General features: G+C 68.7%; 21 protein-coding genes and 1 pseudogene. 14 read left to right on the top strand and 8 right to left on the bottom strand.

The genetic code is table 11. The features are described 5' to 3' along the window. Positions 1-114 precede the first annotated feature (114 nt). A pseudogene (locus tag BX604_RS28775) lies at positions 115-390 on the top strand (methyl-accepting chemotaxis protein); the annotation flags it as partial. On the opposite strand, the gene BX604_RS28770 reads toward BX604_RS28775, so the two are convergent. Beyond that, positions 363-1472 carry an AGE family epimerase/isomerase gene (locus tag BX604_RS28770; RefSeq protein ID WP_098554247.1) on the bottom strand — a complete coding sequence of 370 codons (1110 nt, stop codon included), beginning with the start codon at positions 1470-1472 and terminating at the stop codon, positions 363-365. The pseudogene BX604_RS28775 and the gene BX604_RS28770 sit on opposite strands and share 28 nt — an antisense overlap. 111 nt (positions 1473-1583) lie before the next feature. On the opposite strand from BX604_RS28770, the gene BX604_RS28765 reads away from it, so the two are divergent. The 3 genes from BX604_RS28765 to BX604_RS39155 all read left to right on the top strand — a co-directional run bounded on the left by BX604_RS28765 (position 1584) and on the right by BX604_RS39155 (position 4084). Next, positions 1584-2282 carry an MgtC/SapB family protein gene (locus BX604_RS28765; RefSeq protein ID WP_098554246.1) on the top strand — a complete coding sequence of 233 codons (699 nt, stop codon included), beginning with the start codon at positions 1584-1586 and terminating at the stop codon, positions 2280-2282. 103 nt (positions 2283-2385) lie between these two features. Then, entirely contained in the window at positions 2386-3753 is a 1368-nt protein-coding gene (locus tag BX604_RS28760; RefSeq protein WP_098554245.1) for a flagellar hook-length control protein FliK, read from the top strand. A 175-nt stretch (positions 3754-3928) separates the two neighbouring features. Continuing rightward, positions 3929-4084 carry a hypothetical protein gene (locus BX604_RS39155; RefSeq protein ID WP_006481665.1) on the top strand — a complete coding sequence of 52 codons (156 nt, stop codon included), beginning with the start codon at positions 3929-3931 and terminating at the stop codon, positions 4082-4084. A 37-nt stretch (positions 4085-4121) separates the two neighbouring features. Here the strand turns inward: BX604_RS39155 and BX604_RS28755 are convergent, their stop codons facing one another. Further along, positions 4122-5330: an MFS transporter gene (locus BX604_RS28755; RefSeq protein ID WP_098554244.1), complete on the bottom strand. Its 1209-nt coding sequence runs from the start codon at positions 5328-5330 to the stop codon at positions 4122-4124. Between the two features lie 193 nt (positions 5331-5523). Between BX604_RS28755 and BX604_RS28750 the strand changes: the two genes are divergently transcribed. Then, positions 5524-6003 carry a GNAT family N-acetyltransferase gene (locus tag BX604_RS28750; protein ID WP_098554243.1) on the top strand — a complete coding sequence of 160 codons (480 nt, stop codon included), beginning with the start codon at positions 5524-5526 and terminating at the stop codon, positions 6001-6003. 170 nt (positions 6004-6173) lie between these two features. Here the strand turns inward: BX604_RS28750 and BX604_RS28745 are convergent, their stop codons facing one another. After that, on the bottom strand, positions 6174-9215 hold the full coding sequence (locus tag BX604_RS28745; protein WP_098554242.1) for a heavy metal translocating P-type ATPase: 3042 nt from the start codon (positions 9213-9215) through the stop codon (positions 6174-6176). A gap of 369 nt (positions 9216-9584) precedes the next feature. On the opposite strand from BX604_RS28745, the gene BX604_RS28740 reads away from it, so the two are divergent. Next, a complete protein-coding gene (locus tag BX604_RS28740) occupies positions 9585-11021 on the top strand; it encodes a DUF1254 domain-containing protein (RefSeq protein WP_098554241.1) in 1437 nt (478 codons plus the stop codon). 163 nt (positions 11022-11184) lie between these two features. Further along, on the top strand, positions 11185-14979 hold the full coding sequence (locus tag BX604_RS28735; protein WP_098554240.1) for a DUF748 domain-containing protein: 3795 nt from the start codon (positions 11185-11187) through the stop codon (positions 14977-14979). An 82-nt stretch (positions 14980-15061) separates the two neighbouring features. Here the strand turns inward: BX604_RS28735 and BX604_RS28730 are convergent, their stop codons facing one another. Continuing rightward, complete coding sequence (locus BX604_RS28730) at positions 15062-15283, bottom strand: hypothetical protein (protein WP_098554239.1); 222 nt, start codon at positions 15281-15283, stop codon at positions 15062-15064. A gap of 301 nt (positions 15284-15584) precedes the next feature. On the opposite strand from BX604_RS28730, the gene BX604_RS28720 reads away from it, so the two are divergent. From BX604_RS28720 to BX604_RS28710, 3 genes are all read left to right on the top strand, one after another. Then, positions 15585-17261, top strand: coding sequence for an alkaline phosphatase family protein (locus BX604_RS28720; RefSeq protein WP_098554237.1), 1677 nt, complete (start codon positions 15585-15587; stop codon positions 17259-17261). Between the two features lie 161 nt (positions 17262-17422). Next, complete coding sequence (locus BX604_RS28715; protein WP_014900862.1) at positions 17423-17617, top strand: YqaE/Pmp3 family membrane protein; 195 nt, start codon at positions 17423-17425, stop codon at positions 17615-17617. A 42-nt stretch (positions 17618-17659) separates the two neighbouring features. Then, on the top strand, positions 17660-17800 hold the full coding sequence (locus tag BX604_RS28710) for a helix-turn-helix domain-containing protein (protein WP_257146455.1): 141 nt from the start codon (positions 17660-17662) through the stop codon (positions 17798-17800). 88 nt (positions 17801-17888) lie between these two features. Here the strand turns inward: BX604_RS28710 and BX604_RS28705 are convergent, their stop codons facing one another. From BX604_RS28705 to BX604_RS28695, 3 genes are read right to left on the bottom strand one after another with little or no spacing between them, the layout of a single operon-like run. Continuing rightward, positions 17889-18068, bottom strand: a complete 180-nt coding sequence (locus tag BX604_RS28705; RefSeq protein ID WP_098554236.1) for a hypothetical protein — start codon at positions 18066-18068, stop codon at positions 17889-17891. Then, positions 18040-19047: a cytochrome d ubiquinol oxidase subunit II gene (cydB, locus tag BX604_RS28700; RefSeq protein WP_098554235.1), complete on the bottom strand. Its 1008-nt coding sequence runs from the start codon at positions 19045-19047 to the stop codon at positions 18040-18042. The genes BX604_RS28705 and cydB overlap by 29 nt, the downstream gene beginning before the upstream one ends. A gap of 29 nt (positions 19048-19076) precedes the next feature. Then, positions 19077-20498 (bottom strand): cytochrome ubiquinol oxidase subunit I, encoded by a 1422-nt coding sequence (locus BX604_RS28695; RefSeq protein WP_098554234.1) that lies wholly within the window; start codon positions 20496-20498, stop codon positions 19077-19079. 525 nt (positions 20499-21023) lie between these two features. Here BX604_RS28695 and BX604_RS28690 point away from each other — a divergent pair. From BX604_RS28690 to ltaE, 3 genes are all read left to right on the top strand, one after another. Next, positions 21024-21350, top strand: coding sequence for a hypothetical protein (locus tag BX604_RS28690; RefSeq protein ID WP_098554233.1), 327 nt, complete (start codon positions 21024-21026; stop codon positions 21348-21350). 13 nt (positions 21351-21363) lie between these two features. Then, positions 21364-21891 (top strand): hypothetical protein, encoded by a 528-nt coding sequence (locus BX604_RS28685; protein WP_098554232.1) that lies wholly within the window; start codon positions 21364-21366, stop codon positions 21889-21891. Between the two features lie 207 nt (positions 21892-22098). After that, entirely contained in the window at positions 22099-23112 is a 1014-nt protein-coding gene (ltaE, locus tag BX604_RS28680; protein ID WP_098554231.1) for a low-specificity L-threonine aldolase, read from the top strand. Positions 23113-23152: 40 nt separating this feature from the next. Here ltaE and BX604_RS28675 read toward each other — a convergent pair whose 3' ends face one another. Continuing rightward, positions 23153-24064: an HTH-type transcriptional regulator ArgP gene (locus tag BX604_RS28675; RefSeq protein ID WP_098554230.1), complete on the bottom strand. Its 912-nt coding sequence runs from the start codon at positions 24062-24064 to the stop codon at positions 23153-23155. Positions 24065-24241: 177 nt separating this feature from the next. On the opposite strand from BX604_RS28675, the gene BX604_RS28670 reads away from it, so the two are divergent. Next, positions 24242-25312 (top strand): MBL fold metallo-hydrolase, encoded by a 1071-nt coding sequence (locus BX604_RS28670; protein WP_098554229.1) that lies wholly within the window; start codon positions 24242-24244, stop codon positions 25310-25312. The last annotated feature ends 83 nt before the right edge of the window (positions 25313-25395 follow it).

The following is a 25395-nucleotide window of genomic DNA, read 5'->3' as shown; positions in this document are numbered from 1 at the left end:
CAGGCGTCCGTCGCCGGCCGCTTAAAGTCCGACGAAGAAATGCCGCTAGTGCCGGGGCATTGCTTCATCGTCGGCTCGCCAGGAATCTCCCCCATGTTCGGAAACATCAAGCTCGCGTCGATCACGCGCGTGGTGCAGACGATGCCGGAGATCACGGCCGCGTCGGTCGAGCAGAGCGTCGGCATCGAGCAGGTGAACCAGGCCGTCACGCAGACGGATCAGCTGACGCAGCAGAACGCGGCGCTGGTGGAGGAAGTCGCGGCGGCGGCCGCATCGCTGAACGACCACACCTCGCACCTGATGCAGGCGGTGTCGGTGTTCGAACTGGGCGACGCGCGCGGGGGGGCGCTCGCCGACGCGGATTACGCGCCGGTCGGCAGCGCCGCGTAAGCGGTCGCGAGGTGGTAGGGCGTCGTCGACGGCATGTCGGCGCGCGACACCTGCCCGTCGGCCGTCTTGCACTCGAACCAGCCTCGCGGATGCAGGAAGCGCGCGGCGAAGCGCCCGATCTGCCGCGCGAGCGGCGCGGAGGCTGGCGTGCCGCCGTGCGTCGCGAGCGCGCGCAGGTATTCGGTTTGCGCCCAGATCCGCTGCGTCGCGTCGAGGCAGGCGCCTTGCGCGTCGAGCGCCGCGCAGACGGCGCCCGTCTGCGGATCGACGCCGTGCTGCTCGGCGAACGCGTACGCACGTGCGAGCGCGTCGGGCAGGCCGGTCTGCGCGAGCCGTGCGCCAGCCGCGTCGACCAGATAGAACCATTCGAACTGATGGCCGGGCTCGAAGCGGTTGTCGGCCGTACCGAGCGGCAGCTCGGCGACGCAGCCGCTCGCCGTATCGACGAACGTGCGCTCGACGGCCTGTGCGGTGCGCAGGAGCGCATCGTCGAACGCCGTGTCGCCGAACGCGTCGGCTGCGGCAAGCCACGCTTCCGTCAGGTGCATCAACGGGTTTTGCAGCGCGCCGCTGCCCGATGACGAGAAATCGGCGTGACGCGCGGCGTCGAGCCGCGCGTCGCCCGGCTGCGGCGCGAAGCGGTCCTGGATCAGTGCGGCGGTGTCTTCGGCGACCGTGCGCGCGGCGGCGTCGCCCGACGCCGCATGCCATGCGGCGCAGGCGAACACGATGAACGCGTGCGTATAGAGGTCCTTCGTCGTGTCGAGCGGCGCGCCTTGCGCGTCGACGCTGTAGAACCAGCCGCCGTGGCGCGGGTCGCGAAAGCGGCTGCACAGCGAGTCGAACAGCGTGGCCGCGTGCGCCGTGTTGCCGGCCTGAGCGAACACGAACAGTTGCCGTGCGCACGCCATTGCGCGATAACGGGTGACGGGCAGCGGTGCGTGCGTGGCCGGATCGACGGCTTCGAACGGCAGACGTAGCGTATGGTCGAACCCTGAACCCTGCCAGATCGGCAAGATGACGTGCACGAAATGGTCGCGCAACTGGGCGGCCTGGGCGGAAGCGGAGTCGGGTGCGGACATGGCGGGGTAGAGCGCTTGGATCGAATCGAGTCGGCGTGGCCCGGAGCGGCGCGGCCGCGGCCAAGGATATAACATTCCGCGCGACCGGCACCAGAAAAGGAGGGAAATCGGATGCTCGGCAACCTGGAACTCGTGATGCGGCTGGTTCTCGCGGCGGCGCTCGGCAGCGTCATCGGCTTCGAGCGCGAGCGCCTTTCATGGGCGGCCGGCCTGCGCACGCACATGCTGGTGTGCGTCGGCTCGACGCTCATCATGATCGTGTCGGCGTTCGGTTTCGCCGACGTGCTCGGCAGCAGCGACCACATCGTGCTCGATCCGTCGCGGATCGCCGCGCAGGTGGTGTCGGGCATCGGCTTTCTCGGCGCGGGGTCGATCCTGCTGCGCGGCGAGATCGTCCGCGGACTGACGACGGCCGCGAGCCTGTGGTCGGTCGCCGCGATCGGCCTGGCGGTGGGCGGCGGGCTTTATATCGCGTCGATTTCCGCGACGATCATCATCCTGATCATCCTGGCCGGCATCAAGCCGCTCGAACGGCGCTACTTCACGGTGCGTCAGCGCCGCCAGCTCGCGTTGACGGTGGTGGGCGGCACGCTGACGTTCGATTCGCTGCACGCAGCGCTCGGCCCCGACAGCGCGCGCGTGAAGCAGTTCATCGTGCAGCGCGCCGACGACACGGGCGAGCACGACGAGGTGCGCATCGCGCTCGGGCGCGTGTCCGATCTCGAATACCGTGCCATCTGCGACAAGCTGCGCGGGCTGTCGTGCGTCACGCGATTCGAAGAAGGCAGCGGGCCGATGGGCGACGAATAGCCGGCATCGGATCGTTCGATGCGGGCATCGGTCATGCGACAATGGCCGTCACTGATTCCGTTCGACATCCGGTTCCGCGTTCGCGAGCCCGTTATCCGACTCCATGACCGAATCCGTTTCCTTGCCGCGTTCCCGTTCTCGTTCCCATCGTTCGTCGGCCCGTTCGCGGCCGCGCTCAGCCGCGGCTGCCGGCAATACGGCGGCGCGCGCAACCGCGCGGCCGGGCAGTGCGCCGGCCGGCGATGCGCCGCGCGACGAACGCACGCTCGACCTGTTTGGCGACCCGGTGCTCGAGCCGGTTGCGCGTGCGTCTGCCGTGGTGCGCGATGAAGCCGTTGCCGAGGTTGGCGCAGTGGGCGATGACGCCGCCGGGCGGCAGGCGTCGCTGGACGGGTTCAGCGCGTCCGGCGGTGCGGCGCGTGGTGACGCGGATGGCGCGGTGGAGCAGGCCGCTGCCGGCGTGACGATGGATGAATTGGCGGCGACGCCCGGAAAGGGCGATGCGCTCGGGGACGATGTCGTGCGCAAGGTTGATGCCGACGCGACGAAGGGCGGCGATGTCGCGCGGCAGTCCGAAGACGTCGTTGCGATCGCGGCCGACGCATCGGTAACCGATGCCGGCCTGACGGAGGTGCACGCCGTGTCCGATGCATCCGCAACGAAAATCGATCCTTCGACGGCGCATGCCGTTGCGACGGACGGCGCCACCGACGATCGTTCCGCAAAGCCGGGTAATGACGCTGAAGGCGTCGACGCGGCAACCGTGCCGGCCGAAGCCGCGCGGACATCGGGCGCGACCACGAAGGGCCGCCGTGCGTCCTCGAGTGGCAAGCGACGTGCGACTGCCGGCGTCGCGGCGGCGGTTACCGCCGTGCCGGCCTCAGCCGAATCGACTGCTGCGCCATCGTCTGAACAGCAAGCGACCCCGGAGCCCGTCGAGCCCGCAATGACCGCGAGCACGCCCGACGTCGACCGACCGGTCGAGGCTTCGGTATCGGCTTCCGCTTCGGCCGAGGTCCAGCCGGTGGCGTCCGCGGCCTCCTTCGTGACGAAGCCGTCGGCGGATCACACGCAACCGGCTGCGCCGGACGCCCCGGCCTTCGATCCGGATGCCCATCTGCGTCCGTTGTCGGAGCGGCTCGCCGCGTTGCAGGGCGAGATGGCCGGCGTGAAGCGCGCGGCGGATCGCGAGATGCGCCGGGTCAACCGGCTGCTGCTGGCGCTGGCGTTCGTCGTGTTCGCCGCGCTCGTCACGCTGGTGCTGCAAACGCGGCAGGTCGCGAACCTGAAGCAGGAACTGGATACCCGGCAACAGCGGGTCGATCGGCTGGCCGCCGATCTGTCGACGCAGCAGGCGACGCTGATGACGCTCGCCGAACATCACGAAGCGCTGCTGTCCCAGGTCGACCGGCTGCAGCGCAGCGCGAACCGCGCGGCAGCGGCCGAGAAGCGCACACGCCGAACCCGATAAATACTCCGACCCTACCTGCAAGCCCAAGGCTGGCAAGGATCGTCGTGTCGGGCCGCTGCTCAGGGCCCGCGCAGGTGCGGCAAACTGATGCGCTGCGCTGGCAGAATTCAGGGAAAACCCTTAGAATGGAGTCCATCTAAGGGGAAACCCTAGCATTCTCTGTCAGGAGTCTCACATGAGCTTCATCCTTGCCCTGCTGCAAAAGATCGACGACCTTTTCGTCTCCCCGCACCTGCCGCTCGACGCGGAATACTCGTACGCTGCGCGTCGCGCCGAAGCCGAGCGCGTGCGTCGTGCGCACCTCGTCCCGATCGTCCTGTACCGTCGTTGATTCGTTGATCGCGCGCGGCCGGATCGATTGCGCAGGGTCAGGCATCGAGTCCCTTCTGCACGTACCACGACAGCGGTAGTGTCAGCAGCAGAACCGCAGCAAGCGCAAGCAGTGCCGCAGGCACGCCTGCGACGTCGCCGAGTCGGCCGAACAGAACCGGCGACAGCGCGCCGGCGCCGATGGTGCCTGTATAGAACAGCGCAAACGCGTGCTCGCGTTTTCCTTCGGCAGCCAGTTCGGGCACGGCGCCGTACAGCACCGACGATGTCCCGTTGAGTGCGAGCCCGAGCAACGGCAGCGCCGTCATCATCGCGAACAACGGTGCAAACACGGCCAACACGATCAGCAGCGACGTCGCGGATTCGGTGAGCCACACCGTCTTCATCATGCCGATGCGCACGCCCAGATAGCCGCAGAGCAGCTTGCCGAACGCGCCGCCTACGAACAGTAGCGCCAGCGCGAGGCCGATACCGGCGGTGCCGGCGCCCTTGCTTTTCAGCAGGAACGGCAAGAACGTCAGAAAGCCCATCCGCACCGCGTTGTCCACGATTCCGGTCGCGAGCAACGCGCGCAAACCCCAGACCGACCCGCGCACGGCGACAGCCTTCGCTGCCTTGTCGCGCGGCCCGGCAGTCACACGGTTCGACGGAATCAGCCATGCGATCAGGCCGGCCGAAGCAACGCCGATCAGTCCGATCAGCAGGGTGCCCGTGCGCCACGTCACGATCGTCAGCAGCAGGCCGATCACGCCGGGGATGAGCGTCTTGCCGATATCGCCGGCGAAGTTGTATTGGGACAGCGCTTCCTTCACGCCGCCGCCCGTGTCATAGGCGTCGCTGACCATCGAGGACGCCAGCGGATGCTGCGTGCTCGCGCCCAGTCCGGCGAGCACCAGCGCAATCATCAGCGCCGCCAGGCCGCCGGCCTGGCCGGCTATCAGGTAAGCGATGCCGGCCAGCGCCGTTCCGCCCACCAGCATGCGTTCGCGCCCCCAGCGTCTGGCTGCGCGGCTCGCGAACAGCTGAAAACCTGCCATCACCCCGGAATAGGATCCCCGCAGCAAGCCGACCTGCGCGAAGTTGATTGCGAACTGTGCCTGCCAGATCGGCAGCAGCACGTAGATGACGTCCGTCAGGCCGTCATGCACCGCGTGCGCGCCGCAGGCGGCCCATAACGTGCGGCGGCGAGTGGCGGTGTCAGGGCTGTGCGTGTTCCCGATGGAGATGTCGCCTTTCAGATCGCTCATCGTGATTGTTCGGTGCACGGTCGGGGTCGGCCATTTAATCAGAACGTGGCGGGGATGCATAGGGAACGGGCGCCGTGCGAGCGGCGGTTTCCCGATCTGGCCGCCCGGGCGGCGACCTGCGCGATCGGCATCGCGCGCGGGTGCGCTCGTCCCGCTACACTGGAAGTCCGATTGACCTCGCGACCCACGGGCCATGCTGCAGATGCGGCCGATGACGGCCGGCGAATTCCACGCATACCGCACGCGCGCCATCGACGGCTACGCGCGCGATCTCGTGTCGTCCGGGCAGAACGCGACGGACGACGCGGCGGCCCGCGCCCGCGCCTGCTTCGACACGCTGCTGCCGGACGGCCTGCTCACCGCCGGCCAGACACTCGTCCAGCTGATCGACGCCGCCAGCGGCGACACCGTCGGCGACCTCTGGTACGCGATCGTGCCCGAAGGGCCGAACCGCACGCTGTTCATCTACGACCTCGACATCGTTCCGTCCCGGCGCCGCCAGGGCTGGGCGACGCGCGCGCTCGATGCACTCGAGGCCGAAGCACGTGCGCATGGCGTCACGGAGATCGGGCTGTCGGTGTTCAATCACAACGCGGCCGCCCGTGCGCTGTATCGGGCGTGCGGCTTTGCACCGATCACGACGACGCTGATCAAGCCGGTCGTGTCGGGTTAGCGACGAAGATTCGGATACCGCAGGCGAACCGTGTGCGGTTCGAGACGATTTCACGAGAGAGCGTGCGCGCGTGACGGGTGGTGCGCTCACGATTCGTCGAAGCCGGTGAATCCAGCGCGTGGCGGCAAGCGGGCGGGCTGCTGCCCCGCCCGCTTTCGTACCGTGTTCCCTTATCGCGCACGCCCCTTCCATCTGCGCAACAGCAACGCGTTCGTCACGACGCTGACGCTGGAAAACGCCATCGCCGCGCCCGCGATCACCGGGTTCAGCCAGCCGAGCGCCGCAAGCGGCACACCGATCAGGTTGTAGACGAACGCCCAGAACAGGTTCTGCTGGATCTTCCGGTACGTGCGCTTCGAGATGTCGATCGCGTCGGCGACGAGCGCCGGATCGCCGCGCATCAGCGTGATGCCGGCCGTGTGCATCGCGACGTCGGTGCCGGTTGCCATCGCGATGCCTACATCGGCCGCGGCGAGCGCGGGCGCGTCGTTGATCCCGTCGCCGACCATCGCGACGATCCCGCCATGCGTGCGCTTCAGTTCCGCGACCACGCGCGCCTTGTCGTCGGGCAGCACCTGCGCATGCACTTCGCCGATCCCGAGCGCCGCCGCGACGGCCGCCGCGCTGCCGCGGTTGTCGCCCGTCACGAGCGCGCTCGCGACGCCGCGCGCCGACAGCGCCGCGATCGCGTCGCGCGCGCCGGGCTTCACGGTGTCGCCGAACGCGATCAGCGCGATCAGCGCGAGCAGCGCGCGCGGCGCGTCGGCGCGCATCAGCCACGAAATGGTGTTGCCCGCCTGTTCGAGCTCCGCGGCCCGGGTGTCGAGTTCGGGCGGCACGACGATGCCGAGCTCGTCGCGCCAGCGCGTGCTGCCGAGCGCGAGCAGGTGTCCGCCCACGCGTGCTTCGACGCCGCGTCCGGCTACCGCGCGCGCATCGGCCGCGACGGGTGCGTCGGCCGGACCTGCCGCGCCGCGCCGTGTCGCGACGTCCGCATCGTGTGCGGCGACCACGGCGCGCGCGAGCGGGTGATCGCTGTGCCGCTGAACCGCCGCGGCGATGGCGAGCGCCTGTTCACGCGGGACGCCGACGGCTTCGAACGCCGTCACGGACGGCTTACCTTCGGTCAGCGTGCCGGTCTTGTCGAACGCGATCACGGTGGTGCGCTGGGCGAGTTCGAGCGCCTGCGCATCCTTGATCAGCACGCCGTGGCGCGCCGCGACGCCGGTGCCGGCCATGATCGCGGCGGGCGTCGCGAGGCCGAGCGCGCACGGGCACGCGATGACGAGCACGGCCACCGCGTTGAGGATCGCCGTTTCGGTGCCGGCCCCGGCGATCAGCCAGCCGATCAGCGTCAGCATCGCGATGCCGAGGATCGCCGGCACGAACACTTCGCTGACGCGGTCGACGAGCCGCTGGATCGGCGCCTTTTCCGCCTGCGCGGATTCGACGAGCCGGATGATGCGTGCGAGCGTCGTTTCCGCGCCGATCGCGGTGGTTTCGACCACGAGCGCGCCTTCGCCGTTGATCGAACCGGCCGTTACCGGATCGCCGTCGTCCTTCGGCACCGGCAGGCTTTCGCCGGTGATCAGCGATTCGTCGACGTGCGAGCGGCCCGACACGATCCGGCCGTCGACGGGCACGCGCTCGCCGGGGCGGATGCTGACCGTCGTGCCGACGCGTACCTGCGCAAGCGGCACATCGCGCTCGACGCCGTGCTCGACGACGCGCGCGCGGTCGGGGCGCAGCGCGTTCAGCGCGCGGATCGCTTCGGTCGTCTGGCGTTTCGCGCGCGCTTCGAGCCATTTGCCGAAGCGCACCAGCGTGACGATGACGGCCGATGCCTCGAAATACAGGTGGCCGGGATCCGCGGGGTCGCGCAACAGCATCCACAGGCTCAGGCCGAACGCGGCCGACGTGCCGAGCGCGACGAGCAGGTCCATGTTGCCGGCGCGCGCCTTCACCGCGTGCCAGGCCGCGCGGTAGAAGCGTGCGCCGAAGCCGAACTGGACGATCGACGCGAGTACGAGCTGGAGCCAGCCGGGCAGCATCGCGTCGATGCCGAGCGGCGCGACGAGCATCGGCACGACGAGCGGCGTGCTCAGCACGGCCGAGCCGATCACGAGGTTGCGTTCGCGGATCGCTTCGCGGCGCTTGCGAGCGTCGGCGGTTTGCGTCGGGGCGGTGGCGGGCGAACCGGTGTCGGCGCCCGCTGCAGCATCGGCTTCCGGCGCGGCGGCCAGCGCTGCGCGGTAGCCGGCCGTCGTGACCGCCGCGATCAGCGTCGCGGCATCGAGCGGGCCGGTGCCATGCACCGACGCGCGTTCGGTCGCGAGATTGACCGATGCGCGCGCGACGCCCGGGACGGCGGCCAGTGCCTTCTCGACGCGGCCGGCGCAGGATGCGCACGTCATGCCGCCGATGTCGAATTCGAGATCGGCCGAGGCTGACGATGAAGTGGAAGCGGGCGGTGGGGTGGTCGCGACCGGTGTCGCGCCGTAGCCGGCGTGGGTGATGGCGTCCACCAACTGCGATGTGGAAACGATCGGGGTGGCGTCGACGGTGGCGCGTTCGGTCGCCAGATTGACCGACGCATGCGTGACGCCCGGCACCTTCGCCAACGCCTTTTCGACGCGTGACACGCATGACGCGCAGGTCATTCCGTCGATGTCGAGTTCGATGCTGGCGGGGGTGGGGGCGACGGCGGCGGCAGCGGCAGTATCCGATGCGACCGGCGTCGCACCATATCCGGCTTGCGTGACGGCATCCACCAGCCGCGAAGAGGAAACCCCAGGCGCGGCCTCGACGGAGGCGCGCTCGGTCGCCAGATTGACCGACGCCCGCGTGACCCCCGGCACCTTCGCCAGCGCCTTTTCGACACGAGACACGCACGATGCGCAGGTCATCCCGTCGATGTCGAGCTCGGTCGTCACAACGACCGGCGCATGCAACCCACCCGTCGCTTCGCCACCCTGCTCGCGCACCGTCGCGCGATATCCCGCCGCGCCGATCGCCTCGACGAGCTGCGCCGGCTCGACCGTGTCCTGCACGCTCACCGTCGCGGCATGCGCATCGAGATCGACCGCCGCCTCGACGACGCCCGGCACGGCGGCCAGCGCACGCTGCACTCGGCCGGTGCAGCCGCCGCAATGCATGCCGTCGACGCTCAGTTCGATCGTGTGCAGCGCTGCGGACGCGAGTGATTCAGTCATGTCGGATTCCCCAAAAGCGCGGTTCGTGCCGCGAATGATCCCAGTATCAACATTCCCATGATGGGAAGGTCAAGCGCCGGCGACGATTCGACGCACGGATGGGCTCCTGCCGCGCCTGTCGGCCCGCGCGGATGGCCGACGCGCCCGGACCAGGGCGCCGGATCGACGCAATTTCCGGCTGACGATGACCGGCTACCGCCCCGCCCGCTAATCGGCATATTGGGGGATGCCCTTAGGCGCTATGATACCGGCCTGACATCAGCGCCCGCCGTCGCAAAGCGGTGGCCGGCAAGCTGAGGCGCCTTGCTTTCGTCGGTCGCGCGTCGAACAGGGCATTGACTGAAAAGAACGATATTCGGCCAGTAATCAATGATTGAAAACCTACGAGAATCAATTTCTCTGCGACGCGCCGGTGCGTCGCTGGTCATGGCGGCGCTGCTGACGGGGTGTGCGTCGCAACCCGATGCGATCCAGCGGAAAACCGGCTGGATGCGCGCGGAAGTGGCCGACTCCTATGTGTATGCCTATCCGCTCGTGCTGATGGATGTCGCGAAGGAAGCCGCGACGGGCGGCGACGGCGCGCAGCCGGGCCAGGCGCCGTTCAATACGCTGCGTCATGCACAGGCCTTGCCGCCGGTGGGCGCGCTGAACCCGCCGCTGCCGGGCGTCGATACGCTCGATTCGAGCGGCTGGCTCGACGTCGGCGCCGAGCCGGTGATCGTCACGCTGCCCGACACCCGCGGCCGCTATTGGGATGCCCGCGCGCTCGACATGTGGACGAACGTGCTGTGGTCGTCGTCGAGCGTGGCCATGCGCGCGGCTCGCGGCGGTGCGCGATCGCAAACGATTGCCTTTGTGGCGAAGGACTGGCAGGGCACGCTGCCGAAGGGCGTCGTGCGCATCGACGTGCCGTCGGCCAATGCGTGGCTCGAAGTGCGGCAGCAGACGAGCGGCGGCCGCGACCTGACCAACGTGAAGAAACTGCAGCGCGCGATTCGCGTGGTGCCGCTGTCCGTTTATACGGGCGCCGCGCGCGGCGCGTCGGTTGCGGTCCATGCGGGCAGCGCGCCGTCGGAGGCCGCGAGCGGCGGCACGCCGGCCGAGCAGGTGGCCGCGCTCGATCCGAAGGCGTTCTTTACGCGCTTCGCGCAGGCGCTGCAGGACAATCCGGCCCCGGCCGACGACGCGCATGCGCAGGAACTGCTGAACGACATCGGCGTATCGGCCGGCTACCCGGTGCTGTGGACGGGCGACCGCCTGAACGCTGCGACGGCCGGCGTCGCCGAAGCGCGCGCGCGGCTCGCGGCGGCGCCGCCGAACCTGCTGAACGCGAACGGCTGGAGCTGGATCGGCGACACGGCCGGCAAGTACGGCCAGGATTACGCGCTGCGCGCCTATGCGGCCTATACGCAGTTCGGCACCGCGACGCGCGACGACGAGACGCTCGCGCTCGTGCGCGTCGACAGCGACGGCCATCCGCTGAACGGCGCGAACCGCTACGTGCTGCATTTCGCGCCGGGCGCGCTGCCGCCGGTGCGCGGCTTCTGGACGCTCACGCCGTACACGACGGGCGGTGCGCTGCCCGACGTCGGCTCGGCGCGCCGCTCGCTCGGCGACCGCGACCGCCTACGCCGCAACCACGACGGCTCGATCGACGTGGTCGTGTCGGGCTCGCCGGGCGGCGCGCACGGCGCCAACTGGCTGCCCGCGCCGCGCACCGAATTCACGCTCGCGCTGCGGATGTACGCACCGAAGCCGCAGGCGAGCGATGGCTCGTGGATGCCGCCCGTCGTCGTCCGGAAATAACCTCCGAAATGAACGGATGGCCGCCGCCGTTGTCCGAACGGCGGGCGCGGCGGCCGCGCCCATACGCCGTTCCGTCACCACCTGAGCCTATACTTTCGGGATAGCGTGTGCGGCCGTGCCGGTTTCCGGGGCGGCCCGGCATCCATTCCCGAGGCATCCAAGCATGGCAAGCGCAGACAAAGAAACCGTACCCTCGACCCTCCATGCCCTTGGCGGCATTGCACGCTCGCGCCGGACCCGGCGTATCGGCCTCGGCGTGCTGATCTTCCTCGTTTTGTTCGGACTGCTCGGGTTCTTCGCGGCGCCGCCGCTGATCCGGCACATCGCCGAACAGCAACTGAGCCAGCAGCTCGACCGGCCGGCCACCATCCAGCGCATCGCGCTGAACCCGTACACGCTGAACCTCGAAGCCGACGGCGTCCATATCGGCGAGCGCGGCGGCCAGGGCGACTTCATCGACATCGGCAAGCTCATCGTGCGGCCGTCGTGGTCGTCGCTGTTCCGCGGCGCACCGATCGTCAACGAAGTGCGGGTCGACTCGCCGCGCTTTCATATCGTTCGCTACGACGCACAGCGCTTCAACTTCACCGACCTGATCGAGAAGTTTTCGACGCCGTCCAAACCTGACAGCAAGCCTACGCATTTCTCGGTATCGAACATCCAGGTCAACGACGGCCGGATCGACTTCGACGATCGTCTGCTGAAAGAAAAGCACGTGGTCGACAACTGGACGCTCGGGATCCCGTTCATCGCGACGCTGCCGTCGAAGACCGACATCTTCGTGCAGCCGAAGCTGCGCGCGCGGTTCGATGGCAGCCCGATCGCGATCGACGGCAAGACCAAGCCGTTCGCGCAGTCGCGCGAATCCGAAGTCGCGCTGAAGTTCGACCGGCTCGACGTGCCGAAGCTGATTTCGTACGCGCCGGCGAAGCTGCCGGTGATCGTGACGAGCGGCCTGCTGAGCAGCGACCTCACGCTGAACTTCGTGATGAGCGGCGATTCGCCCGCGCTGCGCGTGTCCGGCACCGTCGACCTGAACGACGCGAAGGTCACCGGCCTGGCGTCCGAGCCGCTGTTCGCTGCGCGCGGCGTGCACGTCGCGGCGGCCGGCCTCGAGCCGCTGCGCAACGTGCTGCATTTCGACGAGATTCGCATCGACCAGCCGGTCGTCGACCTGTCGCGCGACAAGCAGGGCGTGCTGAACGTCGAGAAGCTCGCCGGCCAGCCCGCCGCCGCGCCGAAGGCCGCCACGGCCAAGTCGGCTGCGTCGGGCGCCACCGCCGCCGCCGATGCGGCAAGCGGTACGCAGGCCGAAGCCGCGGCGAAAGAAGCGCCGCCGCTGGACCTCACGATCCGCCATTTCGCGATCGACGGCGGCACGATCAACGTCGACGACCGCGTGCCGGCGACGCCGACCGCGATGTCGCTGACCAAGCTCGCCGCGACGCTCGACGGCTTCACGCTGCAAGGCAAGACGCCCGCGAAGTACACGCTGTCGACGTCGCTGTCGCACGGCGGCGACGTGAAGGCCGAAGGCGCGCTCAACCTGGCGGCGAAGCAGGCCGACACGAAGCTGACGATTGATGCGCTCGCGCTGCCGGCGTTCCAGCCGTACCTCGGCGAAGCGACCCGTGCGCGCGTGCTGGACGGCACGCTCGGCGCGAACGTCAACGCGAAGGCCGACTGGGGCAAGACGCCGCTCGACGCGCAGGTCGCCGACAGCACGGTGAGCCTGAAGTCGCTGAAGCTCGCGACGCCGGACGCGAAGGCGCCCGCGATCGCGCTGTCGGATGCGACCGCGACGATCGCGAAGATCGATGTCGCCGCGCGCAGCGCGGAGCTCGCGAGCGTGGACGCGACCGGGCTCGGGCTCGACGTGAAGCGCCTGAAGGACGGCAAGATTGATCTCGCGGCGCTGGCCGAACCGGCGCAGGCATCGGTGCCCAAGCGCACGGTCGCGCGCAAGGCCGAAGCGGCCGCGCCGTCGTGGCATTACCGGATCGACGCGCTGAACGTGAAGGATTCGTCCGCGAACTTCACCGATCTGTCGACGCCGCACCCGGTGAAGCTCGCGATCAAGCCGCTCGACCTGTCGGTGCAGAAGATCAGCGACGACATGACGAAGCCGCTGCCGGTGCAGCTGAAGGCGACGCTGAACCGCAAGGGTTCGTTGAACGTGTCGGGCGACGTGACCGCGCAGCCGCTGAAGCTCGGCCTGAAGATCAACGGCAACCGCCTCGACGCGGCCGCGTTCGAGCCGTACTTCGGCAGCGCGCTGAACGCGACCATCGCGAGCGCGCTGCTCAACGCGCAGGGCAACCTGACGTTCGCGCAGGTGAAGGACACGCCGCGCGCGACCTATCGCGGCGATGTCGCGCTGGTCGACGTGCGGATGCTCGACAAGGCGACCTCCGATCAGTTCGCGGGCTGGCGCTCGCTCGCGCTGTCGAACCTGAAGGTGCGCTACGACGAGAAGGGCACCGACGTCGACGCGGCGCGCGTGACGTTCGCGAACTTCTACGGCCGCGTGTTGCTCGATGCGCAGGGGCGCCTGAACCTGAAGGACGTCGTCGCGCAGCAGTCGGGCCCCGCGCAGTCGCTCACGCGGGACGCGAGCAAGACCGAGCCGGTGCCGCTGTCGCTGTCGCCGGGCATGACGCCGCCGGCGGCCGCCCAGGCCGCGTCGGCTGCGTCGGCGCAGCAGGCGTCCGCGCCGGCCGCCGCGTCGGCGACGGTGGTCGTGAAGGCCGCGGCGGCGCCGCAGAATCCGGTGCGCATGCATTTCGGCCAGCTCGTGCTGCAGAACGGCCGCGTGACCTACACCGACAACTTCATCAAGCCGAACTACACGGCGAACCTCGTTGCGATCAAGGGCACGGTCGGCGCGTTCGGCACCGACTCGACGACGTCCGCGCCGGTCGATGTCGCCGCGAACCTGTCAGGTAACGGGCCGATCTCGATCAAGGGCTCGGTGAACCCGCTGATCGACAAGCCGGCGCTGGACCTGACGGCGACCGCGCACGACATCGAGCTGACCAACCTGACGCCGTATTCGGCGAAGTACGCCGGCTACCCGATCACGAAGGGCAAGCTCAACGTCGATCTGCATTACCAGCTCGCGAACGACCAGCTGTCGGCGAACAACCACATCTTCATCGACCAGCTCACGTTCGGCGATCACATCGACAACGACACGGCGACCAAGCTGCCGGTGAAGCTCGCGATCTCGCTGCTGAAGAACACGCGCGGCCAGATCGACGTGAACCTGCCGGTGTCGGGCTCGCTGTCTAATCCGGAATTCAGCGTCGGCGGCCTCATCTGGCACGCGGTGCTGAACCTGATCGCGAAGGCCGTCACGTCGCCGTTCACGCTGCTCGCGAACGCGTTCGGCAGCGGCGGTGCGGATCTCGGCTACGTCGAGTTCGCGCCGGGCTCGTACGAGCTGACCGACGCACAGCAGAAGAAGCTCGACACCGTCGTGAAGATGCTGACCGAGAAGCCGTCGATCCGGCTCGACCTGATCGGCCGTGTCGATCCGGCGAAGGACACGCCGGGGCTGCGCGAAGCGTACGTCGATCGCCTGGTGCGCCAGCAGAAGCTGAAGGACGTGGTCGGCCAGGGCGAGAGCGTCGATCCGATGTCGGTGAAGGTCGATCCGTCGGAGTACACCAAGTACCTGACGCGCGCGTACAAGGCCGCCGACTTCAAGAAGCCGCGCAACCTGATCGGCCTGCAGAAGACGCTGCCCGATGCGGACATGAAGCAGGCGCTCGCCGATCACGCACCGGCCGACGACAACGCGCTGCGCGCGCTTGCGCAGCAGCGTGCGCAGGCGGTGCGCCAGTACCTCGACGGCAAGATCGATGCGAGCCGCATGTTCATCGTGGCGCCGAAGCTCGACGCGAAGGGCATCGACGACAAGGGCGCGACGACGCGCGTCGACTTCGGGCTCCAGTAAGCCGCGCCCGGTACCCCGCCCGCCATTCCCCTCCGCCGCCGCCGCGTCCGCACACCCAGCGGGCGCGGCGGCGCGTTTCGTTTCAGCGCATGGCGATCGCCGGTTCGCGCTTGTCCAGCTCCTTCCTCGCGGCCAGCGGCAGCCGGGCATCGTCCCACTGTGCGAGCCATGCGACTTCCTTCGCGGTGAACGCGGACCCGTGGTTGCGCAACGCGTACTGCAGCGCGTCGACGACGTGATGGCGAATGATCTCCGGGGTCCGTGCATCGTCCAGCACGAACCGTAGCGCTTCCAGGGTCGACATACTCGGCTCCGGCTCAGGGAAAACCCTTTATCACACGCCAATAGTCGCGCGCCAACCCCGAAAAAAATCCCGCGGCGGCGGCTGCGCGCACCGTGCACCGGCCCGGTGCGGATGGCGGGCGCGCATGTCGCATGTGTGCGCCAGGTCGCCGAGCTTTGCGACTGCTTCGTGTCACTTGCGATTGGTTACGTTTGACAGAAAACAGAAAGCCCCGCTTCACGCGAGCGCCCCACGGCGCGGCGATATTTTGCGCGCCTGTCGGCAAGTCATGCAGTTCAACATCAATCGATGAGGTGGGGTGATGATTTCCAGGTTCGCTAAGCAACGAAAAATGGCGGTGATGGTAGCGGGTGCGCTGGCGCTCGCAAGCACGGGCGTCAGCGCGGCGCAGCAGGACGGCAACGCGCAGGGCAACGATGCGGCGCACGGCCGGCGCGTCGTGAAGCACGTGCTGCTGCTCAGCATCGACGGCCTGCACGAGCAGGATCTCGCGCGCTGCATCGGCGCGAACACGTGTCCGAACATCGCGGTGCTCGCGCAAAGCGGCGTCACGTACACGAACGCGTATACGCCCGGTCTTTCCGATTCGTTTCCGGGGCTCGCGGCGCTCGTGACGGGCGGCTCGCCGAAGACGGCCGGCCTGTTCTACGACGTGTCGTATGACCGCAACCTGTACGCGCCGAGCGACACGACGTGTTCGGGCAAGCAGGGCTGGAACGTCGTGTTCGACGAGACGACGGGCATCGATGCCGAGAACGGCGGCGCGCTCGTCCACCTCAACGGCGGCGGCGCGTTCAACCCGCAGGCGATCCCGAACGCGAAGGTCAACGGCAAGTGCGTGCCGGTCTATCCGCACAACTACGTGAAGACCAATACGGTGTTCGAGGCCGTGAAGGCCGGCATCCCGAACGCGTACACCGCGTGGGCCGACAAGCACGCATGGGGCTACGACTGGCTGAACGGGCCGTCGGGCACCGGCGTCGACGATCTCGCACGCACCGAGATCAACTCGATCGACCCGGCCACGGGCACGAACTACACGGACGTCTATTCGCACACCGCGCGCTTCGACAACCTGCACGTGCAGGCGCTGATCAACCAGATCGCTGGCCGCGATTCCACGGGCACGAAGAGCGCGCCGGTGCCGACGCTGTTCGGCGCCGACTTCCAGACGCTCAGCGTCGCGCAGAAGGCAACGGTCGCGACGGGCGGCGGCTATCTCGACGCGAGCTTCACGCCGAACGGGCAGGTCGCGAACGCGATCACGTACGTCGACAACTCGATCGGCCATATCGTCGCGGCGCTGAAGCAGGCCAACCTGTATTCGTCGACGGCCGTGATCGTCACGTCGAAGCATGGCCAGTCGCCGACCGATCACACGAAGCTCGTGAAGAACGGCGACACGCTGACGAAGCTGCTCGAAGCGAACAACTATCTCGACCCGAACGGCAACTTCGGCCAGAACAACACGACGACGGGCAACCTGAACGACGGTTCGGGCCTGGTCGGCACCGGCTTCGTGCAGACCGACGACGTCGGCCTGATCTGGCTGCGCGACCGCAACCAGCGCACGGCCGTGGTGCAGACGCTGAAGGCGAACCTGAGCTGCAACGCGCCGGGGATCTGCGCGGACGGCTCGCAGGCCTACATCCTGTACGGCGCGGCGCTGGCCGACCGGTTCGGCGATCCGGCCAACGGCCGCACGCCGGACATCATCGTGCAGCCGAATCCGGGCGTAATCTACACGTCGAGCAAGGCGAAGGACGAGGAGCACGGCGGCAACGCGCCGGACGACAGCCACCTCGGCCTGCTCGTGTCGTATCCGGGGCTGCATCGCGCGCGCACCGTGACCGACGTCGTCGGCACGAAGCAGGTCGCGCCGACGATCCTCGGGCTGCTCGGCGCCGAACCGCGTCTGCTGAATGCGGTCGTGGCCGAGAACACGCGCGTGCTGCCGGGGCTCGGCATCGAGCGTTGAGCGCGGGGAACGGGGTGGTTGCGCCCGCGGCATGACGCGGGCGCGGGCGGCGCCGGGCGGATGACGGCGCCGCGCTGCCGGGGCACGGGTTGAATTCGGACGCGTGCGCCGGCATATTCGCCACGTATCACCCGTTCAACGACGCACCGAGAGGATCGTTCATGCGCCTGCTGCTTGCCTTGCTGTTGCCGTGGTTCCAGTTCTTCACGATCGGCCGGCCGATCGCCGGGATCATCTGCCTGATCCTGCAACTCACGATCATCGGCTGGCTGCCCGCCGCGATCTGGTCGGTGTATGCGCTGAGCCAGTACAAGACCGATCGCAAGATCGAAGCGGCGCTGCGCGAGCGGCGATAGGCGGGGTTATCGTTTCGGCGGAAATTTATGACGAGCGCCGAAATGGCCAAGCTCGCCGGCGTATCGACGAAGACGATTCAGGATATCGAACAGGGTCGCAGCGACGGAACGGTCCAGACGATGAACTGCATATTCGGCATGCTGGGGTTGAAGCTTGGCGTCGTGCGGCGCGCGCCGCAATAACCCGCGCGGCGGCGGGGCGGCGCATCCGTCCGGTGATCGACGGATGCGCGATGCGTCCGGAGGGGGGAATGCCGGTCGGCCGGCCGCCTCACTTCACCGCAAACAGCGTCAGGTTCATGAAGATCTTGAACGCATAGCCGAGCGTGACGGCGCCGAGCACGCCGCCCGCCCACAGGGCGATGAACCACATCCAGCCGCGCATTTTCGGGCGCGGGGCGCCGGGCTGGCCGGCGGCGGAATCAGTGGTGGTAGTAATGCTGGTCTTCATGGCGCACCTTGCCTCGGAATACCCAGTAACCCATCGTCGTGTAGGCGATGATGATCGGGAGGATAACCGCTGCGCCGGCCAGCGTGAAGGTCTGGCTCGAACGGGGCGCGGCCGCTTCCCAGATCGTCATCGTCTGAGGAATCGCATACGGGAACAGCGTGACGAGCAGCCCGACATAGCCCAGCAGCACGAGCGCCAGCGCGAGCACGAACGGCGTCATGTCGTGCCGGTCGCGCACCGCGCGGCGCATCCACACCGCGCACCCGGCGACCAGGAACGGCACCGGCAGCAGGCGCCAGAACAGCCCCGAATCGAACCAGCGCTGCGCGACGGCCGGATCCTGCAGCGGCGTCCACAGGCTGATCACCGCGATGAAGCCGAGCAGCACGACGGTCAGCGGCCACACCACGCGATGCAGGCGGCGCTGCACGTCGCCTTCGGTCTTTGCGACGAGCCAGCAGCAGCCGAGCAGCGCATACGTAACGATCAGGCCGAGGCCCGTCAGCAGGCTGAACGGCGTGAGCCAGTCGAACGCGCCGCCGGCGTACACGCCGTCCTTCACGTCGATGCCCTGCAGGAACGCGCCGAGCGCGATCCCCTGGAACAGCGTCGCGCCGGCCGAGCCGCCGATGAACGCGAGATCCCACAGCTGCTTGGTGCGGCGCGCCTTCGCGCGGATCTCGAACGACACGCCGCGGAAGATCAGGCACACCAGCATGAAGATCAGCGGCAGGTACAGCGCCGACAGCACCGTCGAATAGACGATCGGGAACACCGCGTACAGCCCGGCGCCGCCCAGCACGAGCCAGGTTTCGTTGCCGTCCCACACGGGCGCGACGGTGTTCATCATCAGGTCGCGTTCCTTCTCGTCCGGGAAGAACGGGAAGATGATGCCGATGCCGAGGTCGAAGCCGTCGAGCACCACGTACATGAAGAGCCCGAGTGCGATGATCGCGGCCCAGATTACGGTGACGTCCATAGGTTTTCTCGTATGCGGAATGGGTGGGCTCAGACGGTCTCGATCAGCTCGTCGACGGCCGACAGCGGGCGGCGCGCGGTGTGATCGGGGCGCGTGTCGGGCAGGTCGTGTTTCGGGTCGTGCGGCGCATCGGGCAGCGCGGGGCCGGCCTTCATCAGCTTCAGCATGTAGTACACGCCGGTGCCGAACACGAGGAAGTACACGATCACGAACGTCATCATCGACAGGCTGACCTGCTGCACCGACAGCGGCGACACGGCCTGCGCGGTGCGCATCACGCCATACACGACCCACGGCTGGCGGCCTGCTTCGGTCGTCACCCAACCCGCGAGCAGCGACACGAAACCGGTCGGGCCCATCACGAGCGCGAAGCGCTGGAACCATCTCGATTCGTACAGGTTGCCGCGGCGGCGCAGCAGCCAGGCGAGCGCGGCCAGACCGATCATCGCGAAGCCGAGGCCGACCATGATCCGGAAGCTCCAGAACACGATCGTCGAGTTCGGGCGGTCCTGCGGCGGGAAGTCCTTCAGCCCGCGGATCTCGCCGTCCCAGCTATGCGTGAGGATCAGGCTGCCGAGGTGCGGCACCTTCACCGCGTAGCGCGTGGTTTCCGCCTTCATGTCCGGAATGCCGAACAGGTTGAGCGCGGTGCCGCCCTTCTCGGTGTCCCACAGCCCTTCGATCGCGGCGATCTTCGCCGGCTGATGCTTGAGCGTGTTGATGCCGTGCTGGTCGCCGATCACGGCCTGCAGCGGCGCGAGCACGAGCAGCAGCCACAGCGCCATCGAGAACATCTTCTTCACGCCCTTGTCGCGGCGGCCCTTCAGCAGGTGCCATGCGCCGGTCGCGGCCACCACCAGCGCGGCGACGATGAACGCGGCGATCGCCATGTGGAACAGGCGGTACGGGAACGACGGGTTGAAGATGATCGCGAACCAGTCGGTCGGCACGACGCGGCCGTCGACGATCTCGAAGCCCTGCGGCGTCTGCATCCAGCTATTCGACGCGAGGATCCAGAACGTCGAGATCAGCGTGCCGATCGCGACCATCAGCGTCGCGCCGAAGTGCGCGCGCGGGCTCACGCGATTCCAGCCGAACAGCATGATGCCGAGGAAGCCGGCTTCGAGGAAGAACGCGGTCATGACCTCGTACATCAGCAGCGGGCCGGTGACCGAACCGGCGAAGCTCGAGAAGCCCGACCAGTTGGTGCCGAACTGATAGCTCATCACGACGCCGGAGACGACGCCCATCCCGAACGCGACCGCGAAGATCTTCGACCAGAACAGGCACAGCGTTTTGTAGTACTGCTTGCCGGTCTTCAGCCAGCGATATTCGAGCACGGCGATGAAGCTGGCGAGGCCGATGCTCAGCGCCGGGAAGACGATGTGAAAGGAGACGGTGAACGCGAATTGCAGGCGGGCCAGATCGAGGGCCGAAAATGCGGTGTCCATACCAGTTGACCGAGGCTGACGATACCCGCCGGCGGGTGCCGGCGGACCCCGGCCGACGGGGCATCGGGGTTGGCTGGAGTATGGGTCGCGATGGTGCGCCGCGAAATGTGCCAACTCGTCGCAGATGTCCAGCCCGCCGCGCCCGATTTCGGGATAAATCGTTGATTCGTATCAAGAACGCGGTGCGCGGCGCGCGCGGCCGCGGCGTGGCGGTCTGCCGCACGTGCGTCAATATGGCGCGTCGCATCATCGGAACGGTGCGACGGATCCGCCCACGTTGCGCGCAACGGGCCGCGCGCGACCGGCGCGTGCCATCGGCCGGTTCAAATCCGCGCGAATCCGTTTCCACGCATTAGCGTGTAACGCACGACGGCGTGCCGGCGGGCCTGTGCGGCCCGCGTCTGTCACACGGGTAACGTCGCGCAACAATCGCGCGCGTGCCCGTAATGGATGCCGGATCGCGCGCGGCGTAGCGTTCGACGTATCGGGTTCGTATCGACGAACCGTCCTGCCGGAGAACGTGACGTGAATGGATTGAAGCTCGCGCTGGGCGCGGCCGCCGCGGTGGCCGTCGCGACGGGCGGCGTGGCGCATGCCGCCCGGGTCGGGGTCTATGTCGGCCCCGGTTATCCGTATTACTACCCCGTCGTGCCGGCGCCGTATTACTACCCGCCGCCCGTCGTCGCGGTGCCGGTCGATCCCGGCCCGCCGCCGGTGTACGTCGAGAAGGATCAGCCGCAGGCGGGCGGCGACGCGAACCTCTGGTACTACTGCGACGCGTCGCGGCATTACTACCCGTATGTGAAGACCTGCAAGTCGGGCTGGCGATCGGTGCCGGCGCGGCCGCAATGAGGGAGGCCCGACGATGAACCAGGCAATTCGATCCCTGCGTGTGCCGGCCGTGCTGGCGCTGGCCGGCCTGCTCGGCGCGTGCGCATACATGCCGGTCGGCCCGAGCGTGATGGCGCTGCCGGGCACCGGCAAATCGTTCGACCAGTTCCGGGTCGATGACGCGAACTGCCGGCAATACGCATTCCAGCAATCGGGTGGCGTGAGCGCCGGCCAGGCGTCGACCGCGAGCGCGCTCGGCAGCGCGGCCGTCGGCACCGCGCTCGGCGCGGCGGCGGGCGCGGCGTTCAACGGCGGCACCGGCGCCGCGGTCGGCGCGGGCGCGGGGCTGCTCGCGGGCAGCGTCGTGGGGGCGGGCGCCGCACAAGGCTCGGCGTACGACATCCAGCGCCGCTACGACTACGCGTACCTGCAGTGCATGTACGCATCCGGCAACCGCGTGCCGGTGCCGGGCGGGATGAGCGGCGGATACGGCGGGAGCGCGCAGCCCTCGGCGCCGCCGATGCCGCCGGCGGGCATTCAGCCGCCGCCGCCGCGTTATTGACTGACGACGCCGCCCCGCATGCCGGCCGTGCCGGCGCGGGGCGCATCGCAGCGGGCGTTGTCATCCCGTTCGCCGGCGGCGCGCGCTCGCGTCGCCGCTGCGCGTCGGCCCCATCGGCACGCGCCGCGCGAATTGCGTACACTCTGAGTCTCGTTTCGGCAGGGCCGGGCGCATCGGTTCCGGTCCGCGTTCACTCAGGACACGCAGATGATCGATTTACGCAGCGATACCGTGACACGTCCGAGCCAGGCGATGCTGGCCGCGATGACTGCCGCCGAAGTCGGCGACGACGTATGGGGCGACGACCCGACCGTGCTGCGCCTGCAGGCGGCCACGGCCGAGCGGGCGGGCAAGGAAGCCGGCCTGTTCTTCCCGAGCGGCACGCAGAGCAACCTGGCCGCGCTGATGGCCCATTGCGAACGCGGCGACGAATACATCGTCGGCCAGCTCGCCCACACCTACAAGTACGAAGGCGGCGGCGCGGCGGTGCTCGGCAGCATCCAGCCGCAGCCGATCGAGAACGCACCCGACGGCACGCTGCCGCTCGCGAAGATCGCCGCGGCGATCAAGCCGCTCGACAATCACTTTGCCCGCACGCGCCTGCTCGCGCTCGAAAACACGATCGGCGGCCAGGTGTTGCCGGAAGGTTATGTGCAGGAAGCCGTCGCGTTCGCGCGCAGCCGTGGGCTGGCAGCGCACCTCGACGGCGCACGCGTGTGCAACGCGGCCGTCGCGTCGGGCCGCACGATCGCCGAGCTGTGCACGCCGTTCGATACCGTGTCGATCTGCTTCTCGAAAGGGCTCGGCGCGCCGGTCGGTTCGGTGCTGGTCGGCAATCGCGCGCTGGTCGAGCGTGCGCAGCGCTGGCGCAAGGTGCTGGGCGGCGGGATGCGGCAGTCGGGCATCCTCGCGGCGGCCTGCCTGTATGCGCTCGACCACAACGTCGAGCGGCTCGCCGACGATCATGCGAATGCCGCGCATCTCGCGCAAGGCCTTGCGCGCATCGAACAGGTGAAGGTGCTGTCGCACGCGACGAACATGGTGTTCGCGCAATTCCCCGAAGCCGACTGCGTGCCGCTCGAGGCATGGCTGAAGGAACGCGGGATCCTCACGCAGATGCTGTACGCGTCGCGCTTCGTCACGCACTGCGACGTGTCGCGCGCGGACATTGATACGTTCGTCGACGCGGTCGGCGCGTATTTCGCGCAACGGCGCGCGTAACGTCGTCGAGGGTGCCGTGCACGATGCCCGGCACCTCGTTTCACTTCTTCGGCAGCGGCGCGAGCAACCGGCGCGCCGCTTCGACGACCCGCGCGGACAGCGACGCCATCGTCGGCGACTGCACGGTCCACGCATGCCAGTAAAGCGTGATGTCGGTCGGATGCGCGGGCGCGAGATCGACGAGCCCCTGCGCGTCGAGCGGTGCGCCGCCGATCAGCGGCTCCGGCACCATCGCGTAGCCGAGCCCGTGCCGCACCGCCGCGAAATGCGCGTGCGTGCCCGGCACGTAGTGGCACGGATACGCGCGTTCGGGCAACCCGAACTTCTCCTTCAGGAATGCAGACTGCAGCGTGTCGCGCCGCGAATACGCGACGACGGGCGCATCGCGCGCGCTCGTGCGATTCAGGCCGCGCGGAAACCAGCGTCCCGCGAAGGCCGCGGCCGCGAGCAGCCGGTAGCGCATCGTGCCGAGCGGCGTCGCGACGCAGCCGCGCATCGGTTTCGGCTCGGTCGTCACGCAGCCCACGGCCATCCCGCTTTCGAGCAGCGCGAACGTATGGTCCTGATCCTCGACGATCAGCTCGAACAGGATGCGCTCGCCCGCGAGCACGGACGTCAGCGCGGGCAGGAACCAGGTGCCGAGGCTGTCGGAGTTCAGCGCGATCGTGACCGAGATCGGCGATTCGCGCTCGGTCGCGAGCGTGCTTTGCAGGTCGGCCTGCAGCAGCGCGACGCGGCGCAGGTGCTGCAGCACGCGCTGCCCGGCCACCGTCGGCCGGCACGGCCGCGTGCGCAACACGAGCGGCGTGCCGAGGCTCGCCTCCAGCGCGCGGACCCGCTGCGTGACGGCGGACGCGGTCACGTGCAGGCGCACGGCGGCCTGCTCGAAGCTGCCCGTGTCGGCGACGGCCAGCAGTGCAGCGGCCTGCTTCGGATCGATCGTCATCGACATGTCGACGCAATTCCTGTGAACGTAAGACGAGAACAGCCGGTAGTGTAAGGCAGCGTGCGCGAGGGGCCGGGCGGCGCGCGCATTTTGAACTACCCTGTATGAACGCGCGCCCCGCGCGGCGGCGCACACGGGGCCGGCCGTACAACCGACACGCCCAGCCGACGGAGCCACTTCGCGATGATCTTCCGGCAACTCTTCGACCCGCAATCGTCGACCTACACCTATCTGCTCGCCGACCGCGCGTCGCGCGAAGCGCTGCTGATCGACCCGGTATTCGAGCAGGTACGTCGCGATGCGGCATTGCTCGACGAACTGGGCCTGCGGCTCGTCGCGACGATCGACACGCACGTGCATGCCGATCACGTGACGGGCGCGTGGCTGCTCAAGCAGCGCACCGGCAGCGCGATCGCGATCTCGGCCGCGAGCGGCGCGCAGGGCGCGGACCGTTACCTGAACGACGGCGACCGCTGCACGTTCGGCACGCGCGACCTGACGGTGCGCGCGACGCCGGGCCACACGAGCGGCTGCATCAGCCTCGTGCTCGACGACGAAACGATGGCGTTCACCGGCGACTGCCTGCTGATTCGCGGCACCGGCCGCACCGACTTCCAGCAGGGCGACCCGCGCGCGCTGTATCGCGCGGTGCACGGCCGGCTCTTCACGCTGCCGGCGGCGTGCCTGCTGTATCCGGCGCACGACTATCGCGGGCTGACGGTGACGAGCGTCGGCGAGGAGCGGCGCTTCAATCCGCGCCTGGGCGGCGATCTCAGCGAGGACGATTTCGCCGGCTACATGCGCAACCTCGGGCTCGCGCATCCGCGCCAGATCGACGTCGCGGTGCCCGCGAACCTGCAGTGCGGCGTCGCCGCGAACGCACCCGATGCGCAGCACGCCGCCGACTGGGCGCCGCTCGTCTATACGTTCGCCGGGTTTTGGGAAATCGATCCGCAGTGGCTCGAGGATCATCTGCCGGCCGTGCAGGTGGTCGACGTGCGCGAGCCGGACGAATTCGCCGGCCCGCTCGGCCACCTGCCCGGCGCGACGCCGATTCCGCTCGGCGAGCTGGCCGCGCGCACCGGCGAGCTGGCGCGCGACCGGCCGATCGTGACGGTGTGCCGCGCCGGCGGCCGCTCCGCGCAGGCGACCGTGATCCTGCTGAAGGCCGGTTTCGACGCCGTCGCGAATCTCGGTGGCGGGATGCTGCGCTGGCGCGGCGAAGGGCGCGTCGTGAAGGATGGCCGGTCGTAGCGGTGCGATGCCGTGCGCCGGAGAAAAAAAGATCGGCACGCTGTCGAATCGGGCCGGCGCTGTTCGTCGTCAAGATATCCGAT

It is taken from the genome of Burkholderia sp. JKS000303, from assembly GCF_002563755.1.
In the GTDB taxonomy this organism is placed as follows: Bacteria; Pseudomonadota; Gammaproteobacteria; order Burkholderiales; family Burkholderiaceae; genus Burkholderia; species Burkholderia anthina_B.
This window is presented reverse-complemented; position numbering and strand designations above follow the sequence as displayed.

Excerpts from the sequence above, each read along its gene's own strand:
- BX604_RS28770 (WP_098554247.1), bottom strand. The coding sequence starts at position 1,472 with ATGTCCGCACCCGACTCCGCTTCCGCCCAGGCCGCCCAGTTGCGCGAC.
- BX604_RS28765 (WP_098554246.1), top strand. The coding sequence starts at position 1,584 with ATGCTCGGCAACCTGGAACTCGTGATGCGGCTGGTTCTCGCGGCGGCG.
- BX604_RS28760 (WP_098554245.1), top strand. The coding sequence starts at position 2,386 with ATGACCGAATCCGTTTCCTTGCCGCGTTCCCGTTCTCGTTCCCATCGT.
- BX604_RS39155 (WP_006481665.1), top strand. The coding sequence starts at position 3,929 with ATGAGCTTCATCCTTGCCCTGCTGCAAAAGATCGACGACCTTTTCGTC.
- BX604_RS28755 (WP_098554244.1), bottom strand. The coding sequence starts at position 5,330 with ATGAGCGATCTGAAAGGCGACATCTCCATCGGGAACACGCACAGCCCT.
- BX604_RS28750 (WP_098554243.1), top strand. The coding sequence starts at position 5,524 with ATGCTGCAGATGCGGCCGATGACGGCCGGCGAATTCCACGCATACCGC.
- BX604_RS28745 (WP_098554242.1), bottom strand. The coding sequence starts at position 9,215 with ATGACTGAATCACTCGCGTCCGCAGCGCTGCACACGATCGAACTGAGC.
- BX604_RS28740 (WP_098554241.1), top strand. The coding sequence starts at position 9,585 with ATGATTGAAAACCTACGAGAATCAATTTCTCTGCGACGCGCCGGTGCG.
- BX604_RS28735 (WP_098554240.1), top strand. The coding sequence starts at position 11,185 with ATGGCAAGCGCAGACAAAGAAACCGTACCCTCGACCCTCCATGCCCTT.
- BX604_RS28730 (WP_098554239.1), bottom strand. The coding sequence starts at position 15,283 with ATGTCGACCCTGGAAGCGCTACGGTTCGTGCTGGACGATGCACGGACC.
- BX604_RS28720 (WP_098554237.1), top strand. The coding sequence starts at position 15,585 with ATGATTTCCAGGTTCGCTAAGCAACGAAAAATGGCGGTGATGGTAGCG.
- BX604_RS28715 (WP_014900862.1), top strand. The coding sequence starts at position 17,423 with ATGCGCCTGCTGCTTGCCTTGCTGTTGCCGTGGTTCCAGTTCTTCACG.
- BX604_RS28710 (WP_257146455.1), top strand. The coding sequence starts at position 17,660 with ATGGCCAAGCTCGCCGGCGTATCGACGAAGACGATTCAGGATATCGAA.
- BX604_RS28705 (WP_098554236.1), bottom strand. The coding sequence starts at position 18,068 with ATGAAGACCAGCATTACTACCACCACTGATTCCGCCGCCGGCCAGCCC.
- cydB (WP_098554235.1), bottom strand. The coding sequence starts at position 19,047 with ATGGACGTCACCGTAATCTGGGCCGCGATCATCGCACTCGGGCTCTTC.
- BX604_RS28695 (WP_098554234.1), bottom strand. The coding sequence starts at position 20,498 with ATGGACACCGCATTTTCGGCCCTCGATCTGGCCCGCCTGCAATTCGCG.
- BX604_RS28685 (WP_098554232.1), top strand. The coding sequence starts at position 21,364 with ATGAACCAGGCAATTCGATCCCTGCGTGTGCCGGCCGTGCTGGCGCTG.
- ltaE (WP_098554231.1), top strand. The coding sequence starts at position 22,099 with ATGATCGATTTACGCAGCGATACCGTGACACGTCCGAGCCAGGCGATG.
- BX604_RS28675 (WP_098554230.1), bottom strand. The coding sequence starts at position 24,064 with ATGTCGATGACGATCGATCCGAAGCAGGCCGCTGCACTGCTGGCCGTC.
- BX604_RS28670 (WP_098554229.1), top strand. The coding sequence starts at position 24,242 with ATGATCTTCCGGCAACTCTTCGACCCGCAATCGTCGACCTACACCTAT.